7 protein-coding genes and 2 pseudogenes are annotated in these 10909 nt (G+C 68.3%); 7 read left to right on the top strand and 2 right to left on the bottom strand.

The window, feature by feature from the left end; all coding sequences use genetic code 11:
- Positions 1-687: 687 nt before the first annotated feature.
- The 5 genes and pseudogenes from ACX6XY_RS25165 to ACX6XY_RS25145 all read left to right on the top strand — a co-directional run bounded on the left by ACX6XY_RS25165 (position 688) and on the right by ACX6XY_RS25145 (position 4808).
- Complete coding sequence (locus tag ACX6XY_RS25165; RefSeq protein WP_460335107.1) at positions 688-1320, top strand: TnsA-like heteromeric transposase endonuclease subunit; 633 nt, start codon at positions 688-690, stop codon at positions 1318-1320.
- Positions 1321-1371: 51 nt separating this feature from the next.
- A complete protein-coding gene (locus ACX6XY_RS25160) occupies positions 1372-3387 on the top strand; it encodes a transposase (protein WP_460335105.1) in 2016 nt (671 codons plus the stop codon).
- A 174-nt stretch (positions 3388-3561) separates the two neighbouring features.
- Positions 3562-3822: pseudogene (locus tag ACX6XY_RS25155) on the top strand (ATP/GTP-binding protein); the annotation flags it as partial.
- Positions 3823-3898: 76 nt separating this feature from the next.
- Positions 3899-4087: pseudogene (locus ACX6XY_RS25150) on the top strand (transposase); the annotation flags it as partial.
- Between the two features lie 121 nt (positions 4088-4208).
- On the top strand, positions 4209-4808 hold the full coding sequence (locus ACX6XY_RS25145) for a hypothetical protein (protein WP_460335102.1): 600 nt from the start codon (positions 4209-4211) through the stop codon (positions 4806-4808).
- Positions 4809-5516: 708 nt separating this feature from the next.
- Here the strand turns inward: ACX6XY_RS25145 and ACX6XY_RS25140 are convergent.
- Positions 5517-6176, bottom strand: a complete 660-nt coding sequence (locus ACX6XY_RS25140) for a restriction endonuclease (protein WP_460335099.1) — start codon at positions 6174-6176, stop codon at positions 5517-5519.
- 374 nt (positions 6177-6550) lie between these two features.
- Positions 6551-6745, bottom strand: a complete 195-nt coding sequence (locus ACX6XY_RS25135; RefSeq protein ID WP_460335096.1) for a hypothetical protein — start codon at positions 6743-6745, stop codon at positions 6551-6553.
- Positions 6746-7081: 336 nt separating this feature from the next.
- On the opposite strand from ACX6XY_RS25135, the gene ACX6XY_RS25130 reads away from it, so the two are divergent.
- The gene (locus tag ACX6XY_RS25130; RefSeq protein WP_460335093.1) at positions 7082-9409 is read left to right on the top strand and encodes an NPCBM/NEW2 domain-containing protein; all 2328 of its coding nucleotides are present in this window, start codon (positions 7082-7084) and stop codon (positions 9407-9409) included.
- A gap of 120 nt (positions 9410-9529) precedes the next feature.
- The gene (locus tag ACX6XY_RS25125) at positions 9530-10771 is read left to right on the top strand and encodes an aminotransferase class V-fold PLP-dependent enzyme (RefSeq protein ID WP_460335090.1); all 1242 of its coding nucleotides are present in this window, start codon (positions 9530-9532) and stop codon (positions 10769-10771) included.
- Positions 10772-10909: the final 138 nt, after the last annotated feature.

Here is a 10909-nt window from a genome sequence, read left to right as displayed (position 1 = left end):
GAGCGGGACCTTCGGCGCTGACGCGCCGAAGAATGACGCCCTCCGCTGACGCTCCGGGCAGGCTCCGCTGACGCTCCGCCGGGTGACGGAGTGTCACTGCCCGCCGCTGCGGGCGCGGTTGCCGGCCGCGGGCGGCCGGCAGTCCCTCCGCTGCGCTGCGGGCCTGGAACGGGTCCGCAGCGCTCCCCCGTTCTTGGGTGATCTGTGTAATTCGTGTGCTGCTTGTGAGGTGTGAGGGTCCGTCTGCTGACGCTTCCGAACCAAGCCCGCTACGCGGGCGGCTGGCTACGAGAGGTGTGCCGGGGGGGTGCGTCAAGTCGCCCTGGGGCATGGGTGTCGGCTGCCTCGGGGCGGGGTGTCCGGGTGGCATTGTGTCGGATCTGAAGGGGGTGAGGCAGGCCCTGCATCAGATAATGCATTGCGTAGTGTCTGGGTCCAGTCCGCCCCCACCCGACAGCCGGGCCCTTCGGGCGGTGTCGCGAACCAATGGATCTGCGCAGCGTCCAACGAATCTGCGCAGCACTGCGTGTTCAGGCAACGCCTGGTCTGCGATGCCTGATTGCGGATCAGTAGTCCTACCAGAGCGGGGGCTTGTCGTTGACGTGTCCCGGAAGGTTTTCACCTGCTGAGGGGGTCTTCCGATCTGCACATTGTGCAGATAGACCGGATCGCTCTTGACTGGCTGCCGTGAGCGGTACGAGCGGTACGGAGTCTTCCGGGTGCCTTCAGGTTCGTGTGGAGGATGTCGATGTGCGGTTCACCGGCTCGGATGGCCGACTGGTGCGCTATGGGAGCGCGGCGATGCGGGACCAGCTGATGCTGCTCGATCGGGATCCTCAGGTGGTGGGGCTGGCGTGCTGTCCGCTGGAGTTCGTGTGGCGGGAGAGCGAGCGGACTGTGGCGCATGCTCCCCAGCTGGCTGCACGCGGCGCTGGTGGGCACGTGCTCGTTGATTGTCCGGGTCCGGGTGGACTGTCACGCCGGCTGGCCTGCAAGGCGGATGTGTTGCGGCGGTGCGCGGAGGAGGTGGGATGGCAGTACCGGGTGGCGCCTTCGGCGGATCCGGTGGTGGTGGGCAACGTACGGTGGTTGTCGGGTTACCGTCACCCCCGCTGCGCGGGCGGGGTCCGTCCCGGCGCCCTGGTTGAGGCCTTCGCGTACCCGCGCCCTTTGGCCGAGGGGGCCGCGGTGCTGGGGGATGTGATCCAGACCCTGCCTGCCGTCTATCACGACCTGTGGAGCGGAGGGCTGACTGCTTCGCTGGACCGGCCGCTCACCGCCGGAACGCTGGTCGCCGCGGCCTGCCAGAGAGTGCGGTGAACAGTGCGCCATGTAGTGGAGGTGGGTGACCAAGTCCGTGTCGCTGGAGGTGTGTTCACCCTGGCGGGGCTGGACGGGCCCCGGTGCCGGATCGTGGGTGAGGACGGGGCTGTCCAGGTCCTGCTGCTTACCCAGTTGTACGCCGACAAGTACTTCGAGGTAGTCGACGGCTGCGCTGAACATCGGGCACCTGCATGGGGTTTGCTGGACGGCCTGGATGCGGACGTGCGTGAAAGGGCACTCGCCTGGCAGCGGCACGTCCGTGAGGTCGAGAGCGGTCATCCTGAGCCGGGTAGGGCTGGAGCGCCGCGCAAAGAGTTCGACCCGGCAGCGCGCAGCCTCGCCAAGCGGGAAGCGGCCAAGGCTGCGGAACTCACCGCGCAGGGGCTACCGGTCAGTGTGGCCACCGTCCGGCGGATGCGTGCCCGCTACCACAGGCAGGGCGTGTGGGGTTTGGTCGACGGACGGGCCATCCGGGCGCGGTCGCCGTGGGGGCGTGCCGATGAACGGGTGGTCGCCGCGATCAGGACGGTCCTTGAGGCGCAGCGGGAGCGGTCTACCGGCACGCTGGGCCGGCTGCGTCGGCAGGTGGGCTGGCTGCTGGAGGACACCTACGGACCCGGCGTGGTGGTGGTGCCGCCGGTGACAACGTTCAACCGGCTGGTACGGGCAGTCGCTGACGGCCAGGGGCTGCTGGGCACTGCGGTGCAGCAGCGCTGGCGGGTCTCCCGGCCCGAGCCGCCGTTCACGCCGACCGTTGTGGCGCGGCCCGGTGAGCTGGTCATGATGGACAGCACCCCGCTGGATGTGCTGGCCGTGCTGGAGGACGGGCGCACCGGGCGGCTGGAGCTGACCATGGCCATGGATGTGGCCACCCGCAGCATTACCGCCGCTGTGCTGCGCCCGCGGGGAACGAAGGCGGTGGACGCGGCCATCCTCCTCGCGCATACCGTCGTGCCGGAGCCCCTGCGGCCCGGCTGGCCCGATGTGCTGGCCATGGCCTCCTCCGTGATCCCCTACGAGCGGCTCACCGGCATCGACGCCCGCATGCGGGGTGCCGCGGCCCGGCCGGTGGTCTTTCCGTCTACCGTCGTCGTCGATCAGGGCAAGGTGTTCGTCTCGCAGTGCTTCCTCGCGGCCGCCGAACACCTCGGGATCTCGGTCCAGCCGTGTCCACCCGCCTCCGGCCATGCGAAGGGCCACGTGGAGCGCGGCTTTGAATCCGTCGGGACACTGTTCGCACAGTACGTTGCGGGCTATACCGGCTCCCACGTCGGCGCGCGTGGCCGACGGACCGAGGACGAGGCATGCTGGACGTTGCCCCAACTGCAGGAGTTTCTGGACGAGTGGGTGGTCAGCGGGTGGCAGGAGCGCTGTCATCGGGAGCTGCGCCATCCTCTGATGCCGAGGCTGGCGCTGTCGCCCAACGAGATGTGGGCGGCCCTGATTGGAATCAGCGGGCATGTCCCTGTCCCGTTGAGAGCAGCGGACTACATCGAGCTGCTCCCTTCCCGGCGGTGCGCGATCGGCGCCGAGGGGATCCGGTTCGACTACCGCACGTACGACAGCAAGGTCCTCAACGGCCACCGGCACCGCTCCACCGCGCCAGACGGCAAGTGGGAGGTCCACTACAACCCCTACGAGCCGTACCGCTGCTGGGTGCGCCTGCCTGACGGCTGGGCCGAGGCCGGTTGGATCCACCGCACCCTGGTCAGCCAGCCCTTCACCGACACCGCCTGGCGGCACATCCGCACAGTCGTCGAGCAACGCGCAGGACGGGCCGAGCACGAAGAACACCTCGCCCGCGCACTCGACGCGCTGCTGCGGCGCGCCGCCGGGGCCACGGCATCGGTCGGTGGAGATCCGCAGGTCCCCCAAACGGACGGCGGTCCGGCCGATGCCGGCACCACCCGTCTGCCGGCGGCCGGGCGCAGCGGGCGCGTGCCATATCCGGGGCCGGACAGCGACAGCACAGAGGACGACGACGAGGCGTACGGGCCGGACGACGACAAAGCCGTCAGCCCGTGGCAGGTCTTCAACGCCCAACAGGAGGCGCAGCGGTGGTGACTTTGAGTACTTCCTCAGACCAGCAGGCCGATCCGTTCGCTTCGCCGACCACCTGGCAGGAATGGATGCAGTTCATTGACACCGGACCGGCACGGCTGCCCGGGCCCAGGACCATGGACACTCGACGAACGCCTCGACTACCACTCGCGGTTCGTGATCCTGTCCACCCCTGCCATGGACAAGATCTCCCTCACGTTGCGACGCCTGATGATCCTCAACCGGCGTCACAACGGCACCGCCCGCCGTGGACTGATCGTCTCCGGGCCACCCACCACCGGCAAGACCACCACCCTCCAGCAACTCGGCCGTTCCTTCCACCTCGCCGACCACGCCCACCACCCAGGCCCCGGCCGACGGCTCCCCGTGGTGTTCCTGTCCGTACCGCCCGCCGCCACGCCCAAGATCCTGGTCAGCGAACTGGCCCGGTTCCTCGATCTGCCCATCGCCCCGCGGATGAACCAGGCCCAGATCACCGATGCCGTCTGCGGCGTACTCTTCCTGGGCGGTATGAGTGGATCGCCTCCGGTATCCGAGCGACCTGTCCGACGCCCGATGGGCCCTGGTCGAACCGCTGTTGACGAGCTGGCGGTACGACAAAGCCCGCCGTGGACTGAACATCGGCACGCCGACGCAGCACGGCCTGCGGGACCTGCTCAACGCCGTCCTCTACGTCGCCCGCACAGGCATCCCCTGGCGCTATGAGATGCAGCCTCGCACGCCAGCCTCCGCCAGAAACCAACCCCATCGGCTGCACTCATCTGGCCGACCGAGCCAATCGGCGAGATGGTGTGCCGAGGGACACGACGTGAGGAGGCACGAGCATGCCCCAGCAGCTCCCTGTGGATGCGATCGCCCGGCTGATCACCTACCCGTTCCCCGCGGCGGGCGGAGACGGGACAGGGGCCGGAACCCCGCCCAACGACTTCGGGGCCGGCACCACCTCTGCTCGTACGGCCCGCATCATGCACGCCGCCGCACGCCGGACGCTGGAGATCGTGGCATCCCGCCAGGCGGCCGCGGACGAAACGGGCGACCCCGAGGTCTCCGCCAAGATCCTCACCGTCAATCGAGGCACGCTCCACCGCTTCCGCGACGGCTTCCTCGCGGCCGAGTCCCCGAAGGAGTTCATGCCCGTCTGCGTCTTCCCGTTCGAGGAACCGATGATGATCGGGCCGGACCAGTGGGTGTGCTGGCCGACGGGTGTCACCCCGGAGGGGCTGTGGGGCCCTGGAGAACCCGGCGGCCCCGGCGAGCCGCGCCCGATCACCCCCGAACTCAAGATCGCCATCGGCACCCAGTGCGTGCTGTTGGGCCGGAACATGCCGAACCCGGACCTTGGCGAGAGAGTCATCAAAGACCTCGGCCTTCCCTTGGCCAATGCAGGACTCGACCAACTTGGCCTGACACAGCTTGAGTTCTGAGCAGCACCCACCCACCAGGAGGCCGTAGCGGAGCGCCGCCAAGTCGTCAGCCGCGAACGCCAACCAGGCCAACCCGTCCCCCGAAACGAGCCCCACCCAACCAGATTATGTGCGAAAGGGCACCGTCAGGTGACGGTGCGCAATCGGTGGCTCTTGCATCTCCTTTCATGTCACGCTCCGCACTGGGCGGACAGAGCTGATCGCGGCCGCGGTCCGGGAGGCCTTCGCCCAAGCCAACCCCGAAGCCCCCGACACCGCCGATCCGCTGGCGGACCTCGTCACCGTGCTGTCCAACACGATCCGGCTCCTCACCGGCACCGACCTGGGGCGTGTCATCGCCAGACTGGTCAGCGAACTGCCCCACTCGCCGCGCTGGTGGTCGCTCCCGCCGGTTCCGGTCCGATGCCCAGGCGACCGCGGCCGGGCCGACCCTGAACACAGCGCCGCACGGGCCTGTATCCGCATCCTTGTCCTACCGGTGACCGAGGAGACGGCCACGATCAGCTGGCAGGCAGCGAGCCAGAGCATCGCTGGGCGCAGCGGGCCATCAGTGACGTGGCGGGGATGCTTCTGGGCGGCGGGCGTCTCGATGGGTTCGTCGGGCAGCGGGCGTCCCTGGCCTTTCGGCATGGGGGGACGGGCGGGCGTGTCCTTGCTCGTGATGCGGGCCCAGGTGCCGCACGCACTTCGCGCTGCGGAGGCGTTCGGTCAGGCTGGCGGGCGCCGGGTGCCGCCGCCGCTTCCGTTGAGCGGGATCAGCGTCTCCAGGTGGGCGCCCTTGACCCAGGAGCCGAGCAGGTCGCGGTGCAGGGCCACGATGCCCTGCCGCACTGCCAACCCTAGGGTGGCCTTGGTGAACGCGCGGCAGGTGGTGACGAAGAGGGCGATGTCCGCGCCGTGCTCGAGACGCGCGGTGCCGACGAACTTCTGCATGTCCTGCGAGGACACGCTGCGCTCGGGCGCGTACTTCTTGACCTGGACGACCAGTTTGCGGCCGTCGGCGAGGTAGCCGGTAACGTCGGCTCCCAGGTCGCCGCTCCTGCCGCTGACGACGACGTCTCGGCAGCCGTCGCGGCGGCACAGGTCGGCGACGTACTTCTCGAAGTCCTGCCAGGAGAGCGCGTCGACCTCGGCCATCGACAGTTCCCGCGCCTTCGCCTCCTCCTGCGCCCGCCATCTCCGGTCCCGGTCGGCCGCGATCCGGTGCGCACGCCACAGCCTCCACCCGGCCCCGCCCACCACAGCAATGGCGACCGCTGTCGCCAGGACGGGCCACACCATCGCCCAGTTGCCCGCCACCCATATCGCAGCGGCCAGGGCGGCCGCCGCGCCCCAGCCCGGTAACTGCCTGCGCGTTCGCTTCCTCATGCGTCGTCGTCGCTGTGCTGCCATCGCTCCCCTGCTCCCCACGCTCGTGATCTGCAGTGTGAAAGCCCTGATCGGCCCCGGCAAGGGGGCCTGTCCCGTGCCGGACGCTGGCGTACTCATCCGCGGTCGGTCGGCCGTGGTGCGGGCTTCGGGCGGTTCCGGCCGATTGCCGCAGGTGCGAACCCTGGGACGCCACAGCGGTGGCTGAGTGACTACTTAGGGTCCCGTTGGCTTCGGTCAGGAGGGGCGGTGGCGGAGGAGTTGGACGAGTCCGGCCGGGAGGAACGTGGGCCGGTGGGGTTGTCCGACCTGGTAGGGCACATAGCCCGGTGAGGCGGCGACCTTGACCTCTTCGGCCGCCTCTCTGTTGGTGATCAGGCCGATTCTGGTAAGTGCACGACGGGACAGGCGCGTTCGCTGCCCGTACGCGTGGCGGAGTCGATGCCCGCGCTCCCGCTCGCGCCTCCGGGCGCCGCCGTACTCACGGTGGTGCAGAGCGGGGTCGACGCCAGGGCCGCACCGAGCGCGAGGACCACCCGGCCCAGAGCCTTGGAGGCGGGTCTGTTCATGGTGTCGTCGCCCTTCTCCTTGTGCACCGCGAGGCGGCTGACGAAAGGGTGTGGGGATGAGCCTTGCGCGTCGGCACGCTACTCACGTTCACCGTGACATGCAATATGTGAGTGAAATATTTCATGGTTAGCATCATGAGATCGTTGCAAGCTATTGACAGTACTCCCGGTGAAGTACTCAATAGGCAACACAGTTCAACTTCTTCCAACGTGCGTGGGCCCGTTTTCGCGCCTTACGTGAGGAGCGGTCGAGCTCGGCCGTGGTCGAAACGTGCACCACCCCACCCCGAAAGGAGTCAGTCGCACATGCGTCGATTTGCTTGTGCACTATCCGCCGTGCTGGCGTCAGTCGCCACAGCGGTCGCCCTTCCCCCTACGCCCGCGGCGGCGGAGACGGAGAAGACGGCCGGGCCGTACGTGATCGAAGTCGAGAAGATGGCGCTCACCAACTTCACGACGTCTACCGTCAACCACACCTGGAACGGTAAGCCGGTCGACGACGTCACCTACGCCCAGGGCGTGTCGGGTCAGACCAGCACCGCCAGCACCACCTTCACCGGGGCCGCCGGAACCTACGACCTCATCACGCGCTACAACGGCAAGACCGCGAACGGAGTGACATACGAGCTCTCCGTGAACTCCGCCTCCGTGGACTCGTGGGCCACGTCCCGCCGGTGGGGCAGCGACTACACCGATCCGAAGAACATCGACACCCGTACGTCGAGCAAGGTCACGCTCAAGTCCGGTGACACCGTCACGCTGACGGCTACGTCCGCCGGGGAGGTTCCGCGCGTCGACAGCATCACGGTGCAGGAACACGTGGGGCCGCCGACCAGCACGCTGACCATCAACTCACCGAACGCGACACTGAACGACGGCTTCAACTGGGGCAAGAAGCGGGCCCTGGGGATGACCTTCTACCCAGGGAACCCGATGATGGGACACGAACCCGAGTGGTGGCGTCTCAAGGACTCCGCGCACCCCGCCGTGGAGCCTGGCTACTGGGGTGCCTACACCCACCGGGAGTCCTACTACAACCGGGACATCTCTCACCAGTCGGACGGCGCGCACGTGCTCGGTCTCGACGCCGAGACGTACCACATGATGAAGACGTTCGCCGGGGACGCCGACGATCCGGGGCAGAAGGGCTGGCCGCTGTGGGCGCACAGCTCCCACGGCGCCATGTACTACATCGACGGCACCGGCTTCCGGGAACTGCCGTCGCCGTTCAACCTGATGGCCAAGGCGTACAAGCAGTACCAGTGGACGGGCGACACGGACTGGATCAACGATCCGACCCTGTCCGCGTTCTACGACTCGACCATGGGCGCGTTCCTGGCCGACCACGAGGTGACGTGGAACGACGCGAACCCCTCCAGCGAGCAGCCGGTGGTGAGGAAGCAGCCTGGGGAGTACTCGGCGACGTACTTCGAGTTCGCGAATGAGAACCTTGTCTCCGCGGCTGATTCGCTCGGGTACCAGTACCAGTCGATGCTGGCGTACGCGGAGATCCTGAAGGCGAAGGGCGACAGCGCGGGCAGCGCGAAGTGGGCCAAGCGCGCTCAGCGGGTGCGTGACCACTTCGAGGAGAAGTGGTGGGACGCCGCGAACGGCCGGTACATCCGCGGCAAGGACGCGGGCGGCAAGAACTACAGCAACTGGGGCCACGAGGCCAGCTTCCTGATGATGCTGACAGGCCTGGGCGATCACGGCCCCAGGACCAGCGGCTACCTGGACTTCATCGCCGCCAACGATGACGACCTGAACGTCGAGGCCACCTCCTACCTGCCGGAGATGTACTACCAGTACAACCGGTCCGGGGAGGGCTGGTCGTGGCTCAAGAAGCTCATGACCGACAAGAACGCCTACCCGGAGATCTCGTTCCTGGCGGTCAGCAGCACCGTCGACGGCATGATGGGCGTGCAGCCGGACGCCCCGCACGACAAGGTGGCCACCGTCTCGCGGCTGACGTCCGAGACGCCGTGGGTGGAGATCGACCACCTCAAGGTCGGGGACAACGACCTGAAGCTCAGGCACACCGGAACGACGAAGTCCACGCTGACCAATCACTCCGGCTCCGCCGTCGACTGGGAAGCGCAGTTCTACGGAACTCACGCCACGGTCAACGTGAACGGCACCGAGTACCCGGCGAAGACCAAGGAGCTGTACGGCCAGACGGTGTCCTACGTGACCGTACCGCTGGCCGGCGGCGCGTCCGCGACGGCGACCGTGGAAGGCGGCATCCAGACGGTCGATCTGAGCGATCTCCACTGGGTCAGCGCCAGCAGCGACTTCGGCACCGTCCGAAAGAACAAGAGCGTCGACGGGAACCCCATCAAGCTGAACGGCACCACCTACCCCAAGGGCATCGGTACGCACGCCAACGGCTCCATCACCTACGCCCTGGACGGTGACTACGCGCGGTTCCAGTCGGATGTCGGTGTCGATGACGAGGTCAGCCTGAACTCGACGGTCAGGTTCGAGGTCTGGGGTGACGGCGTCAAGCTGTACGAGAGCCCGGCGACGATGACACCGTCGAGCGCGACTCGGTCCGTCGACGTCAGTGTCGCCGGTGTGAAGTCGTTGGTGCTGAAGGTGACGGACGCGGGTGACGGCATCAACAGCGACCACGCTGACTGGGCCGGCGCCAGACTGGTGCGCTGACAACGGCACCCGAGCCGGTGGGGAGGTCCACGGGGCGGCCTCGCCGGCTTGGGCGTCCGGTCCTCGCGTACGGCCGTCCGGTCTCGCGTACGGCCCCGAGTCCGGCCTTTGGGGAGTCTCGTGAATACGGCAGACCAGGTACCCGCACCGCCTCCGCTGGAACTGCCCGACGGCCGTCCCGCCGCCGCTGCCTGGTCGCTGGATCCGTCGGTCAAGCACCTGAACCACGGGTCGTTCGGGGCGGTTCCGCTCCTGGCCCAGGACGAGCAGAACCGGCTTAGGCGGCGCATGGACGCCTCACCTGTGGAGTGGTTTCCCGCGTTGCCCCGGAGGGTGGCGGCGGCACGAAGCGCCGTTGCCGCCTTCCTGCGGGTGGCGGCGGACGATCTCGTGCTCGTACCCAATGCCAGCGCAGGCGCGAGCGTCGTCTACGCCGGTGTCCCGGAACGGCCCGGTGGTGAAATCGTGGTCACCGATCACGGGTACGGCGCCGTGACCATGGGAGCCGAGCGCCTGGCCCGGCGCTGGGGCGGCCTGGTCCGCACGGCGCATGTGCCGCTCGACGCCGACGCCGACACAGCTGGTGAGCGCGTCATCGGGGCACTGAGCGAGCGGACCGGCCTCATCGTCCTCGATCACATCACCTCGGCGACGGCGCGCTGGATGCCGGTGGCGCGGATCGCCGCCGAGGCCAAGAGGCGCGGGATTCCGGTCCTCGTGGACGGGGCGCATGTGCCCGGACTGGCCGACGATCCCCTCGCCGGGCTGCCGTGCGACTTCTGGGTCGGCAACCTCCACAAGTTCGGCTGCGCCCCACGGGGTGCCGCGGCGCTGGTGGCGCGCACCGGACTGCGCGACCGTCTGTACCCGCTGATCGACTCGTGGGGCGCTTCCGAGCCCTTTCCCGATCGGTTCGACACCCAGGGGACCGTCGACGCGACGAGCTATCTCGCCGCGCCCGCCGCCCTCGGCTTCATCGAGGACACCTGGGGGTGGGAGACGGCCCGCGCCTACCTGCGCGAGCTGGCTGACCACGCGGAGTGGATGATCGCCGCCGCGTTCTCGGACCTGACCGGGCAGGACTGCCGTGTGCACGTGGGCATGCCGGTCAGTGCCATGCGGCTGGTGCGGCTGCCCGCGCCGCTGGCCGCCACCCGCGCTGAGGCCGACGCCCTGCGTGACCGGGTGGTGCGGGAGTTGGGTGTCGCCGCGGCCTTCACCAGTTTCGGCGGCGTCGGCTATCTGCGTCTTTCGACGCATGTGTACAACACGGCCGCTGATTTCGCGTACTTCGCCGAGCGCTGCGTTCCCGTGCTCGGGGCCTGGGCCCGACAGCGTCAAGCCCAGGTGAGTCTCAGCTGAGTGCCACCGTGCGTCTGCCCTGCCCTGCCCTGCCCCTGCAATAACTTCCTGACGGATCAGGCAGTAAATTTTCATTGATGTATTGCAAGTTGGATTGGCTGGTTGTTAGCGTCGCCACTCGTCAGCCGGGCGCTCACC

It is taken from the genome of Streptomyces sp. O3, assembly GCF_054788135.1.
The sequence above is the reverse complement of the archived record's forward strand: the minus strand, read 5'-3'. Positions and strand labels throughout refer to the sequence as shown.

Excerpts from the sequence above, each read along its gene's own strand:
- ACX6XY_RS25135 (WP_460335096.1), bottom strand. The coding sequence starts at position 6,745 with ATGAACAGACCCGCCTCCAAGGCTCTGGGCCGGGTGGTCCTCGCGCTC.
- ACX6XY_RS25145 (WP_460335102.1), top strand. The coding sequence starts at position 4,209 with ATGCCCCAGCAGCTCCCTGTGGATGCGATCGCCCGGCTGATCACCTAC.
- ACX6XY_RS25140 (WP_460335099.1), bottom strand. The coding sequence starts at position 6,176 with ATGAGGAAGCGAACGCGCAGGCAGTTACCGGGCTGGGGCGCGGCGGCC.